At 52.0% G+C, this 22,224-nt stretch carries 15 protein-coding genes; 6 read left to right on the top strand and 9 right to left on the bottom strand.

Annotated elements, in window-relative coordinates; genetic code table 11:
- Positions 1 to 43 precede the first annotated feature (43 nt).
- Positions 44 to 1,126: a murein transglycosylase A gene (mltA, locus tag BZG13_RS01475; RefSeq protein WP_077484456.1), complete on the bottom strand. Its 1,083-nt coding sequence runs from the start codon at positions 1,124 to 1,126 to the stop codon at positions 44 to 46.
- Between the two features lie 235 nt (positions 1,127 to 1,361).
- On the opposite strand from mltA, the gene BZG13_RS01470 reads away from it, so the two are divergent.
- The gene (locus tag BZG13_RS01470; protein ID WP_069363506.1) at positions 1,362 to 1,586 is read left to right on the top strand and encodes a hypothetical protein; all 225 of its coding nucleotides are present in this window, start codon (positions 1,362 to 1,364) and stop codon (positions 1,584 to 1,586) included.
- Between the two features lie 28 nt (positions 1,587 to 1,614).
- On the opposite strand, the gene BZG13_RS01465 is transcribed toward BZG13_RS01470, so the two are convergent.
- The gene (locus tag BZG13_RS01465) at positions 1,615 to 1,971 is read right to left on the bottom strand and encodes a DUF2850 domain-containing protein (protein WP_077458407.1); all 357 of its coding nucleotides are present in this window, start codon (positions 1,969 to 1,971) and stop codon (positions 1,615 to 1,617) included.
- A 233-nt stretch (positions 1,972 to 2,204) separates the two neighbouring features.
- Between BZG13_RS01465 and argA the strand changes: the two genes are divergently transcribed.
- Positions 2,205 to 3,530, top strand: a complete 1,326-nt coding sequence (gene argA, locus BZG13_RS01460) for an amino-acid N-acetyltransferase (protein ID WP_069363504.1) — start codon at positions 2,205 to 2,207, stop codon at positions 3,528 to 3,530.
- A gap of 15 nt (positions 3,531 to 3,545) precedes the next feature.
- Here argA and recD read toward each other — a convergent pair whose 3' ends face one another.
- From recD to BZG13_RS01435, 5 genes are all read right to left on the bottom strand, one after another.
- On the bottom strand, positions 3,546 to 5,384 hold the full coding sequence (gene recD / locus BZG13_RS01455; protein WP_077484454.1) for an exodeoxyribonuclease V subunit alpha: 1,839 nt from the start codon (positions 5,382 to 5,384) through the stop codon (positions 3,546 to 3,548).
- Positions 5,381 to 8,974 (bottom strand): exodeoxyribonuclease V subunit beta, encoded by a 3,594-nt coding sequence (gene recB / locus BZG13_RS01450; RefSeq protein WP_077484452.1) that lies wholly within the window; start codon positions 8,972 to 8,974, stop codon positions 5,381 to 5,383. The genes recD and recB overlap by 4 nt, the downstream gene beginning before the upstream one ends.
- A gap of 151 nt (positions 8,975 to 9,125) precedes the next feature.
- A complete protein-coding gene (locus BZG13_RS01445; protein WP_077484450.1) occupies positions 9,126 to 11,372 on the bottom strand; it encodes a CehA/McbA family metallohydrolase in 2,247 nt (748 codons plus the stop codon).
- 517 nt (positions 11,373 to 11,889) lie between these two features.
- Positions 11,890 to 15,270 carry an exodeoxyribonuclease V subunit gamma gene (gene recC, locus BZG13_RS01440; protein ID WP_077484448.1) on the bottom strand — a complete coding sequence of 1,127 codons (3,381 nt, stop codon included), beginning with the start codon at positions 15,268 to 15,270 and terminating at the stop codon, positions 11,890 to 11,892.
- Between the two features lie 134 nt (positions 15,271 to 15,404).
- On the bottom strand, positions 15,405 to 16,088 hold the full coding sequence (locus BZG13_RS01435; protein ID WP_069363498.1) for a DNA-3-methyladenine glycosylase I: 684 nt from the start codon (positions 16,086 to 16,088) through the stop codon (positions 15,405 to 15,407).
- A gap of 83 nt (positions 16,089 to 16,171) precedes the next feature.
- Here BZG13_RS01435 and BZG13_RS01430 point away from each other — a divergent pair, with 83 nt between their 5' ends.
- The 4 genes from BZG13_RS01430 to pheA all read left to right on the top strand — a co-directional run bounded on the left by BZG13_RS01430 (position 16,172) and on the right by pheA (position 19,923).
- Positions 16,172 to 16,480 carry a YebG family protein gene (locus tag BZG13_RS01430; RefSeq protein WP_077484446.1) on the top strand — a complete coding sequence of 103 codons (309 nt, stop codon included), beginning with the start codon at positions 16,172 to 16,174 and terminating at the stop codon, positions 16,478 to 16,480.
- A 222-nt stretch (positions 16,481 to 16,702) separates the two neighbouring features.
- A complete protein-coding gene (gene dapD, locus BZG13_RS01425) occupies positions 16,703 to 17,734 on the top strand; it encodes a 2,3,4,5-tetrahydropyridine-2,6-dicarboxylate N-succinyltransferase (protein WP_077484444.1) in 1,032 nt (343 codons plus the stop codon).
- A gap of 394 nt (positions 17,735 to 18,128) precedes the next feature.
- Positions 18,129 to 18,479, top strand: coding sequence for a ribosome hibernation-promoting factor, HPF/YfiA family (hpf, locus tag BZG13_RS01420; RefSeq protein ID WP_046074133.1), 351 nt, complete (start codon positions 18,129 to 18,131; stop codon positions 18,477 to 18,479).
- Positions 18,480 to 18,738: 259 nt separating this feature from the next.
- Positions 18,739 to 19,923 (top strand): prephenate dehydratase, encoded by a 1,185-nt coding sequence (pheA, locus tag BZG13_RS01415; protein WP_077484442.1) that lies wholly within the window; start codon positions 18,739 to 18,741, stop codon positions 19,921 to 19,923.
- A 59-nt stretch (positions 19,924 to 19,982) separates the two neighbouring features.
- Here pheA and BZG13_RS01410 read toward each other — a convergent pair whose 3' ends face one another.
- Positions 19,983 to 20,672 carry a DUF3800 domain-containing protein gene (locus BZG13_RS01410; protein WP_077484440.1) on the bottom strand — a complete coding sequence of 230 codons (690 nt, stop codon included), beginning with the start codon at positions 20,670 to 20,672 and terminating at the stop codon, positions 19,983 to 19,985.
- 415 nt (positions 20,673 to 21,087) lie between these two features.
- Positions 21,088 to 22,221 carry a bifunctional chorismate mutase/prephenate dehydrogenase gene (tyrA, locus tag BZG13_RS01405; protein ID WP_077484438.1) on the bottom strand — a complete coding sequence of 378 codons (1,134 nt, stop codon included), beginning with the start codon at positions 22,219 to 22,221 and terminating at the stop codon, positions 21,088 to 21,090.
- Between the last annotated feature and the right edge of the window lie 3 nt (positions 22,222 to 22,224).

Raw genomic sequence — 22,224 nt, 5'->3', positions numbered from 1 at the left:
GCTCGCTTTTTTATTTCCTAAGGGTCTGACCTCATCTTGGCCGTTACTCTGACTGGCTCACTCTTTGTGGCGCTAAGGCGTCCAGTTTCCAAACCCGACCAAAGTGCTTGTAGTGCCCGGCTTGCTCGCCTGCTTCACGACCCATGCCATGGTATAAATCCAGGTGATTTTCTTTCACTGCCCCACCGGTATCCAACGCCATTAAAAGCTTGAGCACATGCTCTCCCGTCCATTTACCCTGGTCATCAAGCTGTGGCACTTCAGCAAGTAATACACTGCCCATAGGTAAGTAWCGTCGATCCGCCGCCACAGAGGCGCCCGCTTTTAACGGGATCCCCGCCGTCCCACTGACAGGATCCGCCGCTTTGGGCGTAAAGAACACATACGACGGGTTGTGTTCCAGTAAGGTCCGAACCTCTTCTTCATCGTGCGCCGCGACCCAATCTTGAATCGCCCGTAACGACATATCCTCTCTGGCTACCTCACCATTTTCAATTAATACCTTACCAATACTGACGTACGGATGACCGTTTTTACCGCCGTAGGCAAAATACTCGAGCTGATCATTGTCACCAAAATGGACAAAACCACTGCCCTGCACTTCCATAATAAAGTTATCAATGCGAGACGCGCTGTAACCCAACGCCAACCCTAACCCTTCTAAAGCACCGTCATAAATCGCTTGACGATCAGGGCAGTCGTCATCACAAGGGGGTTTGGCGTAGACAGGATAGCGGAACAAAGCATCCGGCTGGTGGCGCATTTCTATCACCGGAGAGAAATACCCGGTAAACATCACGTTCCCAAAGTCATCTCCCCCTGCCATTTGGTTCACTTCCAAGCCATAATCCGCAAGCGCCTCGATCTTGCCTCCCGCGTCTAACCAGGCTTGCAAACGCTGATAAACGGCTTGATGCTCCGCCACTAACGACGGAGAGTTGGCGGTCACCGCCGCTAACTGGTCATTGAATAAACTAAAGTCTCGCGGGCTTTCAGAAGCCACTTGTGGTACTGGCGTGAGTATCGATTCAAATCGCCCATCAATATATTGTTGACCCCGGTCGGTAGGACGCACACATCCTGCCAATGTCGCCACACACGCCATCACGACTAACGCTTTTTTCACACCATATTCCAATCAGTGAGTTAATAGCGCTAAGGCTCGCAAAAAGCGCCCCGCTTGGCAATCAGTTCTCGAGGTTAAGTTTGTAACTGCCTGCAAATCAATACACATTAAATGTGATCAAATCTCGCTTACCTGCCTGAAGCAGGCGACATTCATCAAAGTGTCATATAATTATTATGTACTGACCTTGCAACAAAACTGCATAGAAAGTGCAACATAAAGGAGTAAAGCAGCGATGGATTTAAAAGTTGGGCGTTCAACGCTACTTGATAGTGATGCAGTGGAATACCAATGGATTCGTATGATGGCCACCGAAGGCTGTACACGCCAGGTGATTAATACCAGTATTCAACGTTGTCTGGGGGGTGATGCTGAAACCGCCGATCTCTTGCGGAAAGTGGCAACAAAACAGTGCTCGGTCAACGAGCTGCTCACCACCTTGGAGTCACAGCACTTCTAACCCGGCCGCGTAGCGGCTAACACGTCCCTCATGAGCGATTATCTTTGGCAAAAAAGGATGTGTAATGAGCAGGTTCAATACGCTCGAGCGTCTTTGCGTCTTCAACCCGATATAGGTAGGTTTCGGTTCCTATCGTATATTTGAGCTGATCGCCATCAAACTGATACTCAGTGGTGGCGCGGCTCCCATTGGTGTAAATACCATCAGAGCGTATTTCAAACTGGTCGGCGGCATAAGGTGCCACATCTTGTTCTACCCATTCGCCATACAAATCGGCTTGCGTCACGTCAGGCGCAAAAATGGCCGGCTGAGTCGCCACTAAAAACCCCGTCCCACCAAATAAGATCAAAAGAACTAATAGAACCACTTGTTTCGTTTTTCGCACACGCTTCCCTCTAAGTGCTTTTTATTCCAGCATAACTGACTCATTACTTTATTTTAGACGCTGAACGCTAGATTGTGATCTTGCTTCATCTACCGACATTGCGACTGGCAGTGTTGAGACTGCGCGCGAAACCTTATCGCTTCACGTGCGCCTTGACACCAGACAGGACTTGACACTCAGACCTGAAAAAGAATAAAAAGGCATATATAGTGAATAATTAAACAGGTGTCCGCGTGAAAATAAGAAGTACCGCACTGGTTAAAGGATTTCGTCAATCGGCGCCGTATGTCAACGCTCACCGAGATAAAACCGCGGTGATCATGCTGGGTGGCGAGGCGATGGCGGATGAGAACTTTCAGAATATCGTCAATGATATCGCCCTACTCAATAGCCTAGGCATGAAGCTGGTGTTGGTGTTTGGTGCCCGTCCACAGATTAATTGCGCCTTAAATCAGTACGGACTGGAAACGCCTTATCACAAAGGTATTCGCATCACCGATAACCACGCGCTTGAAGTGGTCAAACAAGCGGCCGGCCAAGTGCAACTCGACATCACGGCACGCTTATCCATGGGGCTGAATAACACGCCCATGGCCGGCGCTCAGATCAATGTGATCAGTGGCAATTTTGTTATCGCGCAACCGTTGGGCGTCGATGAAGGAATTGATTATTGTCACAGTGGCAAAATTCGCCGCATCGATATTGACGGTATTCAGCGCCAGCTCGATCAAAACGCAATCGTGCTGATGGGGCCAGTGGCCAGCTCAGTCACAGGGGAATGCTTTAATCTCACCTCCGAAGAAGTGGCGACTCAGGTTGCGATTCGGTTACGCGCAGACAAGTTGATTGGCTTTTGCTCCGAGCAAGGGGTTTTAAACCAAGACAGTGAGGTGATTTCTGAGTTACTGCCTACCCAAGCCCAACCGCTTTTAGAGGCGAGAGAAGCTGCTGGCGATACTGGCTCTGGCACCAGTCGCTTTTTACGGGGCGCGATTGCTGCGTGTCGCGCGGGAGTCACTCGCAGTCATTTGATTAGCTATAAAAAAGATGGCGCTTTGATTCAAGAGCTGTTCTCGATTGAAGGGATCGGCACCCAGATCGTGATGGAGCGTGCCGAAAAAGTGCGCCAAGCCCAGATTGACGATATCGGTGGGATCTTGGATTTGATCCGCCCTTTGGAGCAACAAGGGATCCTAGTACGCCGCTCGCGGGAACAGCTGGAGCAAGAAATCCCACGCTTTACCATCATCGAGCGAGATGGATTGGTGATAGGCTGCGCCGCCCTCTACCCGTTTAGTGACGCGCGCACCGGCGAGATGGCATGTGTCGCCATTCATCCGGATTATCGTGATGGCGACCGCGGTGTCATGCTGCTCAATCACCTCAAACAACGCGCCAAAGCCAAAGGGCTCGAAACCATTTTTGTGCTCACCACTCACAGTTTGCATTGGTTTTTGGAACAAGGCTTTTTGCTCTCCGATGTGTCAGCACTCCCCAACACTCGCCAAGAGCTGTACAACTATCAGCGCCGCTCTAAGGTGCTGACCTTAGCGCTTTAGCGGATTTCGTCACACTCAAGGCGCTATTAAAGCATCCGGCAAACCACTATACCTTGCGGTGCGTGCGCCTACACCGTGGCGCAGCACCGGCCAAGACGCGTAGAGATCAAGCTGGCGCTTCGCCCGCGTGATGCCGGTGTAAATCAGCTCGCGGGTGATCACTGGTGAAATGGTGGGCGGACATACCAGGACTGTGTGCGCAAACTCCGAGCCCTGTGATTTATGCACCGTCATCGCAAACGCGGTTTGATGGGCGGGCAGACGGCTGGCAAGCAAATAGCGCACCTCGCCATCGTGGGTTTCAAACGCCACCCGGGTGATCCCCGCGTGTTGTACCGCAATCCCAATGTCACCGTTATACAGCCCCAGGGCATGATCGTTTTGCATAATCATGATCGGCCGGCCGTGATACCAAGTATCACGCTCTTTAGCGATCAGCCCCGCCGACGCCAAGTGCTGCTCAATGGCTTGGTTGAGGCCAGCGACACCAAATGGGCCTTCGGTCAATGCACACAACAAACGAAATTGGCTAAAGGCACTCAGCACGTCCGCCATGGATGGCGGGTTTTCGAGCGTCGCATTATCGAGTGTTGTTAAGTAATCGCGATATCCTGTCACCGCTTGTTGCATCAGGGTCTGATAACTGTCATCACTCAGCACATGGTGGGCAATATCACTATAGTCGCGTTTTAACACCGCCCCCACCTCAGCCATTTCTCCTCGGTTCACCGCAAAGGCGAGCTGGCCAATGCCGGATTGGGCATCAAAGCGATAGCTTTTGCGCAGCAGACACAAGGCACTGGCAATCGCTGGCGCGTGCGGGTTTTCGGGTACGTCAAAGCCTGTCAGTTGGCTTAAACGCGCTGCTTGCGCCGCTGGATAGCCCGCCTCGGCGTACTGACAAATATCGCCAAGCACCGCCCCTGCTTCCACAGAGGCAAGCTGATCTTTATCCCCCAGCAAAATAATGCGTGTTGAGGGCGCCAAGGCATCGAATAACTGCGCCATCAAGGGCAAGTCCACCATCGAGGCTTCATCGACAATCAACACATCTGCATGCACGGGATTATTTTTATGATGGCGAAACGCGACTCGCTGCGGAATCGCCCCTAATAATCGATGAATGGTACTGGCTTGGGTCGGCAGCGCCGCTTTCACGTCATGATCAACAGGCAAGGCGGCAATCGCCCGTCCCAGTGATTCGGTCAATCGGTTGGCCGCTTTACCGGTCGGGGCGACCAACTTGATAGTGAGCGCTGCAGACGTTGTGCGCTCGGCGTGGTGCGACGCCACCAGCGCCGCTAACAAACGGGCGACGGTGGTGGTTTTACCCGTGCCCGGGCCCCCTGAAATCACCGCAAAAGGCTGGGTCAACGCGGTGGCTGCCGCCACTTTTTGCCAGTCTATCTCTGCCTGTGAGGCGGCAAATAAATTATCTAGGGTTTGTCTGGCCTCATCCGGTACCGGCAGCGCCGTCAAACGCTGGCGAATATGCCCGGCCACTTGCTGCTCGGCATGCCAGTAACGATGCAAATACAGTCGGTGTCCCGCAAGCACCAAGGGCGTCGCCTGCGTACCATCGGACACCACTGAGGCCTGCGCCAATTGCTCGCTTGGCGCTTGGCTATCAATGTGCGCCAATAAAGGCTGCCAAGCGACATCACTGGGTGGCTGCCACTGGTGCAAATCAAGGCAGACATGGCCTTTGCCCACCTCGCGGCTCAGCAGCGCCGCCCATACGGTGATAGCAGCCTTATCTAATTGAGTGTCTTCTTCACCCATCAAACAAGCAAATTGTACATCAATCGCTCGTAATTCCCCGCGCTGGTAAAGTGCCATTAATGCTTGTTTCATACCGACTCTCCAGCAAACAGGTTGTCCAAGGCGTCAATCAGCGCCTTATCGGGACGGTGCGCGAACACACCGGTCTCGCCGCTATCACTGGCGCCCCGTAAAAAGAAATAAAACACGCCCCCCACATGGGTGTCGTAATCATAATCGGGGATCCGCTGGCGCAAAAAGCGGTGCAGCGCCAAGGTATAGATCTGGTACTGAAAGTCGTATCGGTGCGCGATCATCGCCTCTTTGAGCGCCTCAGGATGATAATCGGCCACACTGTCCCCTAAATGGTTCGACTTCCAATCCAGCACGTAATACTTGCCGTCAGCGCGGAAGGTTAAATCGATAAAGCCTTTTAGCATCCCGCGCGCCGTGTCAAAGGTGAGCTGGCCAGCGCGGGCAGACAGTGCATCATATCGCGCGGCGAGTCGATTCAGTCGCTGGCAGTCGAGTGCGGCCAAAGGCATCACGAACTCCATCTCCGTTAATCGACTGGCGTTGTCAATTTGGTTCAGCCTCAGCCCTTGGTCACTGAGCGGGTGCTTCAATACCTGTGTCATCCACTGCTGCAATATCGGGCACCACTGCGGGTCATAGTTTTCCAAGCTAAGGTGATGGGTAATAAGCTCAGCGACCTCTTCACTCATCAAATCAGCGGTAAAGTCCACCTCTTCAAACAAGGTATGTAAAAAGGTACCGGCTCGCGCGCCTTTGGGAAAGGCAAAAACTGACCAAGGATCCACCGCCACATCCGGCGTCTCCTCATCGGCGAGGTCATCGTCCGCGTCCAAGTCGTAACTGGCTAGTGTGGGCAAGGCGCTGACATGATGGCTTTGTTTTAACAGCCCTGAGTAACTGGTTAGTCGCCACTGACGGTCAATCTTGCCGTCAAACTGACGCGCGCTTAGCGCCTCGTGCGCCCCCGTTTGAGGGGTATAACGGCTATCATCCGGTTCAGGCGGCGCGACCACCGCCACCGCATCGCTCGCGCTCGCCAACCCAGCCAAACTCTCAGCCAGCAGGCTAGCATCACCGGCTTCTCCATGCTGGAGCAAATAGCCGAGGGCCGTTAAGTGCAAGGCCGAATCTTTTTGCCGACTGTTACCTTGTTTAAGAGGTGCACAGCCGATAAAACACCCATACACGGCACGGGTCACCGCCACATACAGCAAGCGGATATCCTCAGCCAGCCGCTCTTTTTCAGCGCGCTCTTTGCCTTCATCGACATTATCCAGCGCCAGCACCGGCTGATACTGTTCATCATGATAAAACGGTTGGCTGCTTTCGCGATACTGACAAGCAAATGGCAAGTAAACCAGATCGTATTCCAAGCCTTTCGATTTATGGATGGTGACGATTTGCACCAAATCACGCTCCGACTCCAAGCGCACCTGCTGCTCTTCCGATTGTTGAGCTGGCTCGGCCATCCGCTCTTGTAGCCAGCGGATCAGCGCGTGTGGGTTGTCCAGTTGCTGGCTGGCACTTTGCAGCAACTCCGCGATATGTAAAAAGTCGGTCACACAGCGCTCGCCTTGCGGCATCGCCAACCAGTTTTCTGCCACTTGGCGGGCACTGGCGACTTGGCGAAGCATCGGCATCACCCCACGGCGCTGCCAGGTGTCACGGTAATGGCTAAAGGCCACCACCTCTTGCTCCCATAAGGCTTCGTCTTGATTGAGTAATGCCAGCTGCTCGGCAGTCAGGCCAAATAAGGGGCTGGCTAGCGCCGCCCGCAACTTACGCTCGTTTTCAGGCTGCATCACCGCCACTAGAATGCGCTCAATATCGCTAGCGACGGGGCTGGCGAACACATTATCACGGTTAGAAAGATACACAGACGCCACGCCTTTTTCGGCCAGCGCTTGCTTGACCAGCTGTGCCTCGCGTCCGGTGCGCACCAACACGGCGATATTGTGCGGCTGAATCGCGCCTTGGCCGGAAGGCGTCTGTAGATAACTATTGCCCGCCACCGATTGGTTGAGCACTTGCGTGATATGCTGTGCGGTACTCACCGCCAAGGTCTGTTCAAAATCTTGCTTGCCACACAATTCATCCGGGCTGTGATGCCAAAAGGTGAGCGCGGGCTGCTCGTTTCCCTCCACCACCAGCGCCTTTTGTTTGGCGCTAGGCGACGAGGCCACCTCTAAAAAGGGAATACTGTCTTGATAAACAAACGGTGCCTTAGCACGTGAGAACAAGGCATTGACTCCGCGTACCATGCTATCTGTCGAGCGCCAGTTGGTGGCGAGGTTATAGTGATCATTCACCTGTGCACGGGCATGAATATAGGTGAAGATATCGGCGCCACGAAAGGCATAAATCGCCTGTTTAGGATCACCAATCATCATTAAACCGGTGCGCTCACCCTCTTCCTCTGTGTCTGCGTCTGCGTCTGCGAATACAGGGGCATCGTCCGCCACTGGCGGCTGATAGACAGTGCTAAAAATCTGATATTGCAGCGGGTCGGTGTCTTGGAATTCATCAATCATTGCCACCGGATATAAGCTGCGAATACGTGCAGCCAACTGGCCTTGGCTATCTTGGTCAAGTGCGCTGGCAAGTTGAGAAAGGAGATYGTCAAACGAGAGCCACCCTTGGCGGCGTTTTTCTTGGCGGAGCAGCTGCCGCACTTCTTTGATCGCCAGCGCGGTCAATCCCGGTTTTAACGTCGGCGGCTGATCAACCAATGCCTGAATTTGATCAAATAGCGCTAGACTCGGTGGCTCAGCTTTACTCTTGTCCGCCAACGTCTGTTTGGCGAATTTTTCCAATTTGTCGGGCAACTGGTAATCAAGCGTCTCGGCATTGGCCCATTGTTCCATCGCATTCAGCCAGTTCGCCAGATGGTCTTTGCGATAACTACGGCCATCGAGCTTGGCGGCGCTGAGCTGGTCGGTGATCTGCTCCCCCGCCTCGCGCCATGCGCGCTTCACCCCGTCAATCTTGGCAATCGCCGCTTGGTGTGCCGCCATGAGATCTTCGCCGAGATCTGGCGCCTTGACCGTGACAGCCGGCCCGGATAAATAGGGCGCAATCTCTTTTAATAAGGCCTCAGGTGCGGGCCAGTAGCTGCTCACCACACCGGCTAACGATTTAGGCAGCGGATAAAAACGACGACGCCAAAAATCGGCCGCCGCACGCGCTTTTATCTGTCGCTCATCGGTGACAAATTCATGACTGAACAGGCTGCCCGACTCAAACGCATTTTGGGTCAGCATCCGCTGACAAAAACCGTGAATGGTATAGATAGCCGCTTCGTCCATCTGCCGCTCGGCCTCTAACAGACGCTGCGCCGCGGTTTTATGATCGCTAATCTCTGCCAGCAAAGGCTCAATGATGGGATCGTCACTCTCACCGCGCATAAAGGCAAAACGCGCCTCATGAATGCGACGCCGAATACGGTCTTTTAGCTCTTGGGTTGCCGCTTCGGTAAACGTCACCACCAGTATTTGCTCGACCCGACACGGCGCTGTGCGGCCATGCCCAAGCAACAAGCGCAAGTATAAGCCGGCAATGGTAAACGTCTTACCGGTGCCGGCGGAGGCTTCGATTAATCGGACGCCATCGAGTGGCAAGGTGAGCGGGTTGAGGATCTGCGGTTCCATATCATTATTTCATCGCCTAGTCTGCCCGCTATTGTAGCAACCCCTTGGGGTAAAACATATTCTAACCAAGACCATCAATCTGCGCCGGTTAACATCACGATCAAAAAAGGCCAGCATCGCTGGCCTTGGTTCGTTTATTGAGACTCGACGTTTACGACTGAAGCCAAACTGGGTTGGTCCATGCCGTGCTGCCATCTTTGTCTTCCACTTCTAGGTTGATCCAACCTTCTGCATCCGCAGGAATAGGCAGTGATAGCTCAAGACGCTGAGTGCTCTCTTCGGGGTTAATGGTGATGCTGTTTAGCACCTCGCCACCTTGACCGATTAAGCGCACTTCTTTGAGGCCATCCGCAGCGACCACATTAATATCCCATTTATCACCTGCCTTGGCGGTTTCACCAAACATGATGTTTTGTGGATATAGAATTGGTCCCTGAGTGGCATAGCCGTGACCGGCTTTTAACGCTTTAGCAAAGGCCAGTGGCGTCAACTCACCATCAACGTTAGCCATCATACGAATACGACCAGTAAGCTGGTTCCACGCATCATGGGTATCGGTACCCGCTGTGAGGTACATAGCTTCGCCGCTATCCCACATATCATGCGCCTTTTTCAAGGTCGGCTCGTTGTCAACGCGAGCGTTAAGCTCCATCAGATCGAAACGGTCTGTCTCACCGCCCGGCACCGCATCTTTGGCGATATTAGTGAAATAACCATAATCGTTATAAGGATGGTTCATCGGCACCACCTCTGCACCCATGTCATGTGCAGCATCAATCAAGGTATGCACGTCATCAGTACCCGGATCGACCGTTAGTGCTGCGCCATTGTCGATGGGGAATGGGTTCATGTGACCCCAAGAAGGCGAAATCTCAATCGATGGAATGAAAGGCACACCACGTTTTGCTGATAAGTCAGCAAAGACTTTGTGATTAATGGTGGAGTCGTGATCACTGATAAAGGTCAGATCCAAGTCAGTTGCCAGCTGAGCCTGCACCACGATTTCTGGTGGGGTTACCCCTTCCAGCACATTGCCGTGGTGGTGCAAGTCAGCGCCATACCAGTGGTTACGGTTCGGGAAAGTCACCTGAGGCACTTTCACCACTTGTTGATTAGTTTTGCCCGACTCGAGCGTGACATCCAAGGTTTGTGATTCTGCAGTAAAGCCCGCACCCGCGTTAATGCCCAGCTTGTATTCACCCGGTGCCAGTTTTAGCTCGGCATGGCCGGCTGGCAGCAAATCAGTGAAGAAGGTGCGTTTACCCAAGAACTCAACCGGTGGCGCTTGACCTTCAATGATAGTGACACGCGCGTCTTTGGCGACACCAGAGGCGGCCTCTTCCACGTTAAGTGCAAGCGTTGCTGGGCTTTTCAGCGATTTGAAGTCCAGTGTCTGCTCACTGTCAGCACTCACGGTAATAGATTGCGGCTGGCTATTCGCATGCCCGGTTGCCGTGCCATACACTTGGTACTTACCTTCCGGTAATGCCATGTTGTACTGGCCATCTTTAGCAAGCGTCCACGCGTAAGGGTGGCCGTCTTTTTCAATCATCACAATCGCATCGTCCGGCACGTTGCCGTTGTCGGCACGAAGTTGACCGCTAATGGTGCCCGTTGCTTCGCCATGACGCTCAGCTTCCGCTTTGACAATCGGTGCCATATCGCCGTTAGGAACAACCTGCAGCTTTGAGTCAAAGGTACGGGTCTCACCGGCTTTCAGCGTGTGGCCCAAATACATATCGCGGCCATTGTATTTGATGCGGTCAAAATAAGGCGCATGCAGTGCGAAGGCCCAATCACGATCATAGGCGACCATGCGATCGGCAAGGGCATTATCGGCCATCGCTTCTTCATTGCCTTCAAGGCCCGGCACCGCGAACTGATAACCCGTATCCGGCCAGATTGTGTGGCCTGATTCCAGCTCAAGATCGTCTTCGCCTTGGTTGGTCATTACGGTTTTCAGCCCAATCGAATCAGAGCCAGCTTCCAAGGTATACCAAGTGGTAATGTCGACCTTGTCGAAGTTACGGCTCACTTTGATCACCGCTTTTTCATCGCTGTCTTCAACAATATCAATCGACTTACGATCATTTGGCCAAGCTGACCAACTGTTGGGGATGAAATCTGCAAAAGCGACTCGGTCTAGATCAATTTTGCCATTTTTCACCGCCGCAAGATCCACCAAGGTGCCACGTGGCACGCCCCACGGTGGCGCAGACTCAACCGCCAATGCGAACGCGACATGCTCGTTCTTCACCGTGATGTCTTGCGCGTGGGTTGCCTCGCCATCGGGGATCGCAGTCTTGCCTTGAGTAATACTCACGTCGGCGTGCGCTGAGGCACCCAGCAAAAGGCCAGAGACTAAGGTTGCCACTGCGCTTTTTGAGAATTTATGCATGAAGGCACTTCCTTTTTTTCATGGTTTGTTATGTGAATTTTCGATGACATTGTGCGTTAAGTTAATTACACGTTCAAATAAAAAACATCAAAAGAAGCCTAAAAAACCATATGAATAATACGTCCACTAACAAATATAAAAACAACAAACAATTGTTTTAAATGGAATTATTGTCAAAGTTAGCCATTCAAATGATCGTTTGAAAAATATTTAGACCCCAAATAGATTGAGCCCTAACGAGACGCACGGTGCGCAATCTTTAACCAACAAATTGGTAACAACTGTCACTCGACGCGCAGAAATATGGACGCACCTCTCGCTCACTCTCCTATAATACTCGAGGCATTACATTGAGTATAAATTCATATAAAGGGGTTGAATATGCAACCGGGTCACTCGTCATACTTTTGACGACAATCGACGCACAATAGAAAGCCAAGCATCAACTTGGCTACAGGGAGAAGATGGGGGGGGGAGACAGAGGCCGCTGACTCACATGAGGAGGATTCGCTGAGTATTAGTGTTTTTGTCGCTGCGCTAGCATCGGCATTAAGTGACGGTCGCCTGTTGCTAACAGGGCTTGGCCAAAGCTTTCACGCCATTGCGGCCAAACACGGTATACGTAAGGATCTTGTACTTCACCAGGATTGAAGCCCCCGACAAAGGCATCACACATGGCTTTTAGCGCTTTGTCTTGGCCGGTGTCACTGTTATCAAAGCCTTTTTTGCCATCTCGGGCTTTTATCCCGGCCCCGACCGTACTTGGCAGATAAGTAAGCGGCTGATTCAGGCCATTTTGATAGTCTTCAACCAAGGCTTGTAGATGTGCAAGCGCGTCACCTTTGCTGAGTGGGGAAAACTCGATGGTTTCTTTCACCCCCACCAACGTGCTCGGCACCGCTTCGCCCATCGCGCATTGGCATAAATGATCGATCCATACCGCAAGTTGATGACGCACGGTCAGCTCGCCGCAATGAAAGCGCACCAAGCTGTCTTGATAACGCCGATTAAGCCAACCTTGCAGTTGCACCTCGCCTAGCGCGGTGGTGAGCGTCAAATTTAGTTCAAGATCGGGGCGCGGCGCGGCGAGCAAAGGCGTTAAACGTTGGTACATATCACGGATCACCGTGACTTGCGTATCCAAGGTCAATTCGCCAAAGTACGCCAAAGGCAACTTGCCCTGGCCACGCTGTCGGGCCATAAAATCCTGCACACTTTGGGAGCTGTCATCGGTTTCAATAAAGTGCGCTAACAGCTGATCACGCAGCTGAAAGCGGTGCAAGGTATCTAAACTAAAGGGTTCGAATTCTTCTAGCGGCGCTTCTAACTGCTCAAAGAAGACTTTCAAGCGGCGTTGGAAAAAATAGCGCACGGGCAACCGCCAAAAGCGCTGCAATTCAGCCAACTCAATCACAGGATCCTGGTGACTGTCGGGATCAGGGCTTAACGCATCGCCAATAAATGCCGGCAGTTGCGTCCCTTGTCCTTGAGCAGCTGGTAGCCACTCTTGTGCATAACTTCCAGCACCGGAAAAGGCATCAGGGCTAAAGGGCGTTAGCGGATGGAACTGGATAAGTTTTTCTTCCAACTGCTGGCGTGACTGCGCTTCGGGTAAGTCGCCGTCACCGGCCAAACAGTAGCCCTGAGTGCAATACTCAAGCAACTCGGTGACCAGTACCGATGGGACTTTTAAGCTGTTGTCTTGCACTGAGCGACCGACATAACTGATATACAAACGCTGCTGTGCTGACTGCAACGCTTCTAAAAAAAGGTATCGATCATCGTCACGGCGCGAGCGATCTCCCGCCCGCGTGCGACCGACCATCAAATCAAAGCCGACACTGGGCACTGTGCGCGGGTACACGCCATCATTCATCCCAAGCAGACACACCACATCAAAGGGAATGGAGCGCATCGGCATCAAGGTACAAAAGTTGACCTGGCCGGCCAAAAAGCGCTGGCTAACTCGCTCGTTATTGAGGCGACCATTAAAGTAATCGCGCACCACGGGCAAGGTTAGCATATGGGTAAAGGCGGCATCGCTGAGCTGCGTTAGCCAACTGTCTAACTGAGTACGGATCAATTTGACCGCTAACTCTTCATCGCCTTCAATGGCGAAGCAATCATCCAGCATTTGGGTCAACCGCGCCACCCAGGCCTTGCCATCGCATTCAATCGCCAGTTGCTGCTGGTAGTAAATTAATGTGTCGATAAACAACCCTAAACGCCCCGCCAGCTCCGCATTAAGTCCTTGGACTTCATCATAAGGCACGGTGTCTGCAAACAGCCCTGCCTCACTCGGCATCGCGTAGCCGAGTAACATACGTTTCAAGCCAAATAGCCAGGTATTCTGATACTGTTCGGGCAAGGCAAATTGGCTGGCGGTTTGGGTATCAAGCCCCCAGCGAATACCGGTTTCTTCCACCCACTGCTTAATCTGATCAAACTGTTGGCTGTCGATGGCAAAACGGCGCGATACCGCCGGCACCTCAAGAATTTCCAACAGCTCCGCCGCACTACACCGACTATCGGGCAGGGTGAGCAGACGCAAAAACGCGGCTAACACCGGGCTTTCTTGATCGGCGCTGCGATCTGAGATGGAAAACGGAATAAAACGCTCGCGAGGCGCATTACCAAACACCGCTTGAATGGCGGGGCTGTAGGCATTGATATCCGCCACCATCACAATCACATCGCGGGGGCTCAGTGATGGGTTAGCCTCAAACATCGCGAGTAACTGATCGTGCAGCACTTCGACTTCGCGCATCGGGCTGTGACAGGCATGGATAGCGATGGAAGCATCGTCTGGTTCGATTTCTGTTTTCGCCGCACTGGTCTCGGTTTGCTTGGGATCGCCCGGCTCATTCAAATCCAAAATATCGGCTTGGAGATGATGCAGGAGATTATCGCGGTTGACCTCGACAAAGCCGCTATCAATCTCATTACAAGCCATTTCCGAGAGCAGCAGTAAGTTATCGCGTCCCAGTTTTCCCATCGACGCCAGCAAGCTATTCCCTACTTCACCGTGCTCGGGCTCATCAAGCCCCAGTGCCAATTGGCTGTCGGCGGGGATGTCTTCAATTCGGCTGATTTTATCGCGGTCCAATGCGGCACGTTTAGCCAGATAGCGCTTGTCGCGAATATCGCCCCAATAATAACGGCATGGATTGGTGAACATAAAATGCACCTCCACATGCTCACCTAGGGCTTGCAACGCATCCAGATAGCGTGGTGGAAGCGCGGAGATGCCAAACACAAAGACCCGCTCAATATCAGCAAGCCCTTCAGGTTTGTGCTGATGACTGGTTAAGGTGTCGATAAACTCTTGATACAGGTTGGCGCGATGATAAGGCGACTGACCCAACGCCAAGGTGTGATCGTATAAGCGACGCCACAGTTTTTGCTGCCAAGGCTGCACATCGTCAAGCTCGGGCACCGGTTGCTCTTGCTCCCATGCCAGCACCCACTCGGGGCGATAGACCAAATACTGATCGAAAATATCGGCCACTTTTTCGGCCAGCTGATAAGCACGCTGCTGATCCTGGCTATCTTCTAAATACGCGGCTAAATCAGCGAACTCAGGCTCATCCAGACAGCTGGGTAAGATGTCCATCAGCTTCCATGTCATCGCCTCTTTATTGAAATCACTGCGCTCAGGCACACCATCCAACACTCGCACAAATAGCTGCCAGATAAAGGTAGCGGGAAGCGGGAATTCGACATTAGCGACAATCTGCTGCTCGTTAGCGAGTGCCATTTTTAACCACTGCGCCATGCCGGGGCTTTGCACCAGAATAAGTTCTTTTTGAAAAGGGTCAGACAGCGGTCGCTGTTGGATCAGAGAGACCAACAGCGATTTCAACAGTTCGAGCTGATTAGAGTGATAAACAGTAAACACAAGGCGCTCACATGGGAAAGATAACTGGCATCGATTGTGGCCGATTGCCGTGATAAGCGCAAACMGCCACCGACACGCTGCGACCTTGCACACGACTTGCTAACTGTGTGATAGCACAGCAAATCGCTGAGCGATTAAACCCGGTTATCACCCACACTGAAGGCAATCAGCTGGCTGATATGGTTCAGTGAACGGCCCGACTCTTGCTGCCACTGATTAAATGCCTGTTGCGCGGCTTGCATCGCCCGCTTGGTCTCTCGGCCGCTATCAACGATTTTAGTCGCGCGCAGATAGTGCTCAATATCGCGGGTGAACAAGAAGGTGTCCTTGCCCATTCGGCGCAAGGTATAAGCACCCGTATTACCGCCTAATCGCTTACCGTGCTTTTTTAAATACTGCCATAAACCAACAATATCTTCGCTGGGCCAATCGGCGACAAACTGGCTAAAACTGCCGTGCGATTGCTGCACGCGGTGGATCATTTCCGCGTTGTGCGGAATCGTCATCACCTTGGTAAGGTGACGAATAATCGCTGGGTTGGTGGCTTTTTCTTCCCACATTTCCGGCGGCATCAGCAGCATTTTCTCAATATCAAAGCCCCAGAACACCTCTTCAAATCCGGGCCACTTTTTACGCACGACCTGCCAACTAATGCCCGATTGAAACACCTTCTGACTAAACGCCGCTAACCAGCGATCATCCGGTATCTCACACAAGGCATCATGTTCAAGCGGCGCCACCAGCATATGCTCTAACGCACGTTGACCGCCTTTACGCTCAGCGGCACGTTGATAAATGGTGCTAAATTTTTCTCTCATGTCACAATCATGGCAGGGTCAGTGGACAATGGCCCTTATCCTACTGTATAAAAAGACAGTGAATCAACGAAGAGAGGGTAATTATGGCCGTTATCGTCAAGTACGTGGTCGAACGCGAGGGAGAAGAAAAGATGACATTTACCTCCAAAGCCGAAGCCGACGCCTACGACAAAATGTTAGATATGGCGGATGCGATGTTCGATCTGATTGGAGAGAGCGAACTGGTAGACGACGAAGAAAAGCGTGAAGCCTTGTCGCTATACCTTGCTCAACACAAAGACTCCGTCCTCGAAGCGCTGGGTGCCAAACGTAAAGCGGCAAAGAAAAAGCCGGCTAAAAGCGAGACCAAAGCGGACACCAATAGTGACGACAAAGACGCCGACGCGGCCTAATGTTGTGATTGCTGACCCTTTTAATATCCGCGAAAGAGCAAGCCTATTTGGCTTGCTTTTTTATGCCTGTCTCCTGACGCCTATGCATCAATGTGAATCGGTGCGCTGACCTGTAAGCATTTTTTCTTTCACCCGCCGTTAAGCGCTTCCAACCACCGCCGCTTGTCTTTAAGATGAAGTGTTTGATGTTTTAAGCCCAACGACACAAGGAGATCTCCCCCAATGGCAAGCTTTGCTTTGGCACTTGGTACCGCCACTCAAAACCAGGACGGTAAAATCATTGAAGCCTATTTCCCAGCGCCCCTGCTTAATCCTAGTGATGATCTGGTGAGTGCCTTAAGTGCGCTAACCGATTATAGCGCCGGTAATCAGGTACTAGCGATTGCACCAGAAACCTGCGCTGCAATCAGTGAAGCCTTCGCCGCCGCTGGCGCGCAAGAGGCAGCTAACTTTGCCAGCAAGGCTCAACAAACCACACAGCCGCTGGTGCTGGTGATCCTCGAAAATGACAGCAAGCCTGCATCGGTTGCAGAAGGCTTTTTGAAGCTACAACTGATCTCGCACCGCTTAGTGAAACCACATGGTGTGGTGCTAGAAGGGCTCTTTGGCCTGCTGCACAACATTGCTTGGACCAATCAAGGCCCGATTGACTTGCCTGAGCTATCTGAGCGCCAAATGGAAGCGCGTTTGAAAGGCGAAACACTGACCGTTGAGTGCGTGGATAAATTCCCGAAAATGACCGATTACGTGGTACCTGCCGGTGTGCGTATTGCCGATACCGCCCGCGTTCGCTTGGGCGCCCATGTCGGTGAAGGCACCACAGTAATGCACGAAGGCTTTATTAACTTTAATGCCGGCACCGAAGGCAAGAGCATGATTGAAGGTCGAATCTCTGCAGGTGTGATGGTCGGTCAAGGTAGCGACATCGGCGGCGGTGCATCGATTATGGGTACGTTAAGTGGCGGCGGCCAGATTGTCGTTTCGATTGGCGAGAATTCACTATTAGGTGCCAACGCGGGTCTTGGCTTCCCACTCGGCGATCGTTGCACCATCGAGTCAGGGCTGTATGTCACCGCTGGCACCAAAGTGACTATGCTCGACGCCGACGGCAACGCCGTAGAAAGCATCAAAGCGCGTGATTTGGCGGGCAAAGCCGATCTGCTGTTCCGTCGTAACTCTAAAACAGGTGCGGTTGAGTGTTTAACCAACAAAAGTGCGGTTGAGCTCAACCACGATCTACACGCTAATAACTAATCAAGCGCTCTTTGAGTTCTTGTCAAAGGCGGCCCACTTGGTCGCCTTTTTTATGCCCACGTTGCTTTAAGCTCTGTCGCAGCACCGCAAGCGCCCAAAAGCACCAGCAGATTTGTGGCACATTTTTAACCACAGGTAAAAGGTAGGGAAATACATAGGCGCGACGCGCCCCTGACCGGCGGGTGAATCAGCATCCGTGACCTCTCCCAAGGTAGCATTTTTATCAGTGAGTTCAAGGCTTTTCCGCCCTTTTCGGTATCAGGATTCGCAAGTGCTCACAGATCCTCCTATCAATATCCTTCCCCCCTTTAAACATGAGCTAAGTCACGTTATCAATACTGAAAAGCGGTAATCTGAAGATGAACCTAATACAGGGGAACAAAGAGGAAAGAGTATGAGAGTGGAAATTGCAGGCAAAAACATCGAAATCACTCCCGCCATCCGTGAGCGCATCGAAAGCCGCTTTGAAAAGCTGGCCAAGTGGCAGGTGGCACTCATCAATCCTCATGCTGTGATCAGTAAGGAGCCAAACCACCAGTTCAAAGTAGAAGCCAAAGCTGGGCTACCAGGTTCAACACTGGTTGCCTCTGCCGAAAGCGACGACATGTACAAAGCGATTAACGAGGTGGGCCAAAAACTCGAGAAGCAACTGAATAAGGTCCAACACAAAGGCGAAGCGCGCCGTAACGATAAGTCAGCCGCGACGGTTGCGATGGAAGAAAATCCAGCCGATGAGGAAATCTAACCCTCAGCGCAACACCTAACTCGCTAAACATGTTAGCCCCGCCCTCGCGGGGCTTTTTGATCCTTGACACGCCTGCCTGCGCCCCATATGGTTAATCCATACGCAAACATAACAACACAACGCCCAATGCTGATTCTCGTTCGTTTTTTTCGCTTCTTTTTTATCTCGCCAACGCGGGAGGAAGCGTGCTAAGCCTAATCAGCCTGGCGCACTAACCTCCCAACCGGGAGGTTTTTTTGTATTAGAACAAGGATAATGTATGCCAGACACACCACGCCCACTGGATGAGATACGCACGCGAATAAGCCAGCTTGATCAAGAGCTGCTGACGCTATTGGCCGAGCGCCGTCGCTTAAGCCTAGATGTCGCCAAAAACAAAGTCGCCGTGCAAAAACCGATTCGCGATCAAGCCCGTGAACAAGCCTTATTAGAAAAACTGGTGACCAAAGCGCAAGATCACCAGCTCGATGCTCACTATGTACTGAGTCTGTTTCACACCATTATCGAAGACTCGGTGCTGATTCAGCAGCGCTACCTGCAAAACCTGGCCAACCCAGACAATCAACGTCCAGTGGCACGGGTTTCTTTCTTAGGTAACCAAGGCTCATACTCCTATCTCGCCGCGCGCCAGTACTTTAGCCGCAAGCAAACCGAACTGGTGGAGATGGCCTGTGACAGCTTTAAAAAGGTGGTAGAAACGGTAGAAACTGGCCATGCCGACTACGGTATCTTACCGGTAGAAAACACCAGCTCTGGCTCAATCAACGAAGTGTACGATCAGCTGCAGCACACGCGTTTATCGATTGTCGGTGAGCTTACGCTGCCTATCGACCACTGCCTGCTGACTGTCGGCGACCAAGACCCAAGCCAAATTGATACCTTGTATGCCCACCCGCAGCCGCACCAGCAATGCAGCGAATACATAGAAACCTTGGGTAACGTGAAGAAAATCTACTGCTCCAGCACCGCTGAGGCCATGCAACAAGTGGCGGATTTCAACCAACCCAATGTGGCCGCGATTGGCCACGCCGCCAGCGGTGAGTTTTACGGTTTAACCGCGATTAAGAGCGAGATAGCCAACCAACAGCAAAACCACACCCGCTTTATTGTGGTGGCCCGCAAGCCGGTTAAAGTATCATCACTGACCCCTGCCAAGACCACCTTTATCATGTCGACCTCGCAGCAAGCTGGCTCCTTGGTGGAGTGTTTAATGGTACTGCGCGAGCGTGGCATCAATATGACCAAGCTCGAATCCCGCCCCGTGCTCGGCAACCCCTGGGAAGAGATGTTTTACGTCGATGTTGAAGCCAATATGGCTAGTGACGTAATGCAAAGCGCATTAGACGAGCTCACTACCCTGACCCGTTATCTAAAAGTGCTCGGCTGCTACCCGTCAGAGACCATTTCCCCCACCGAGGTATCCCTGCCGGACAATCACGAGTAGCCATTAACGTCAAAAGCCCACGATGTGGGCTTTTGCCGCTTTAATCATTATCATATCGCTTAAACCACCGTGTGAAGTCCGTGCTGAACGCCCCCAAAATAGTCAAATTTTCGCTCAATAAGGTCAAAAAACTGACCGTCCTTTTTTTCGTAATAACGAAACAACGCGTAAGCAATCAGATCCGCGAGTTGAATCAATCTTGTTGCTTCAGAATCGATAAAGGCAGGGACTTCTGCCATATTCCTCAGCCGCCCCCAGTCATGACCATCGAGTTTAAACGCTTTAGCCAGCGCCTGAATCGGTGCTTCTTTGCTGCTCTTGTCAAAAAGAATCAAACCTCTTTGAGTATTATTGAAGTGAACATGTTGTCTGGCTAGGAAGTGGTCGAAGCGGGTTACAATTTGTTGAAAGGTATAACGCACCGGATCATTTGGAGAGATGGCACTTTTTCTTACAACCGAGGCAAATATTCTAAACTTACGCCCATCAATTAAGTTAAGTGCCTGTTTGATCGCTTCTAGACGTAACTCTTTATCAAACTTCCGCCAAAAACCTCGGCCCGCAAGCATTGGCGCGCCATGCAGTTCAACAGAATGTGGATCTTGTGGATTAAAGGTTGCCGCAATTTTGTCTAACTCAAGAGAAAGCCAATGTGCTGAGCGTTCAAACACACTAAAGCCTGCAAGAACAAAATGCTCTTGGTCTGCGCCACCTGGCGTGCCGGATTCATCTGCGTACAACAAAAACATTGACGAGTCCCTAAGTTAATAGAGAGTGTCTATGAAGGAGAATATGAGGGAAGGCGGCGGAAAGAGCTCCGCGCTCAGTGCACTGCAATGAGGCAGCACACCATAGATTGTTTCCAACCGCTTAATAACTATATCCCTAAATCATAGGCTCTGCAACGATAGTTCTAACGCGCTTTCGACTGCAGCTCTAGACTCAAACGCGCAACAACCGCACATATCGACTAGAGCAACGAAATAACACTTTTAATCCGCTTACTCTACAACAAAAGCGCGCTTTTCAGTATGCAAACCTGATGAAAAACAGCCTATTATACCATCCATGCGACCCAGTTCTTAGCCCATCATCTTGGTATACACGCTATCTCGTTTTATCTGTGCGGCTCTCCATCTATCCCCTTACAACGGTTAGCCTTAGCTAGGTCGCGGTGCGATGGGTGGCGTCGTTGGCTTGTCGCAGCAGGCCTTGGCTTTCTTGTAAAAAGCGTGGGGCATAATCGCCAAACCAGTTTTCCACTTGCGCAAACGCATCGACAAAAGTGGCTTTGTCGTGCTGTTCAAGCAAATCAATCGCTTCGCCAAAACGCTGGTAAAAGCGCTTGATCATCGCCAAGTTTTGCGGTGAGGACATAATAATATCCGCATACAGACCCGCATCTTGGGCGAACAAGCGCCCCACCATGGCAAGCTCTAAGCGATAAATCGGTGAGCTTAGCGCAGTAAGCTGGTCGAGGTTGGGGTTTTCTTCTGCCAGATGCACGCCGTAAACAAACGACGTAAAGTGGCGCAGCGCTTGGATCAACGTCATGCCTTCATCATGCTCAATGGCACTGATCCGGTTTAACCCGGCGCCCCAGATACGAAATTGCTCGAGCAGCCATTGGTATGACTCAGGATGTCGGCCATCGCAATAAACAATCACCTGCTTGGCAAGGCTGGCCACATCTGGGCCAAACATCGGGTGCAGCCCGACCACAGGCCCTGAATGCGCGGCTAACATCGCTTGTAGCGGACCTGATTTGACGGAAGTGAGATCCACTAATAAGCAATCGTCTGGCAGCTGGGTCAGTTTACTAATGACTGCTTCCGTGACGTCAATCGGCACCGACACCACCACCATACCCGCGTCAGCCAGCAGGGCGTCGGCATGCTCCCAATCATCTTTATCCAGCACCGTGACTTGATAACCAGAAAGCGCAAACAAGCGCGCAAACAAACCACCTAGCTGTCCTTTACCACCGATGACGACAATCTGGCGTAAATCCGGTTTTAGACACTTAAAGCCAGAGTCGTTTTCACTGCTGTACGACTCGCGCATGGTACGACGCAGCACATCTTCAATTAAATCCGGTGGCACGCCTTGCGACTGTGCTTCTTGACGACGCGAAGCGAGCATCGCCGCTTCACGGTCCGGTGCATAAATGGGCAAGCCATGCTGGCTTTTTACCTCTCCCACCTCTGCTACCAGCTCTAAACGGCGCGCGAGCAGGCTCACCATTTGTTTATCGACATCGTCTATTTGATCGCGCAGTCGGCTCAGTTCTGCCACCATGAT

This window comes from Salinivibrio sp. ML323, from assembly GCF_001995745.1.
In the GTDB taxonomy this organism is placed as follows: Bacteria; Pseudomonadota; Gammaproteobacteria; order Enterobacterales; family Vibrionaceae; genus Salinivibrio; species Salinivibrio kushneri.
This window is presented reverse-complemented; position numbering and strand designations above follow the sequence as displayed.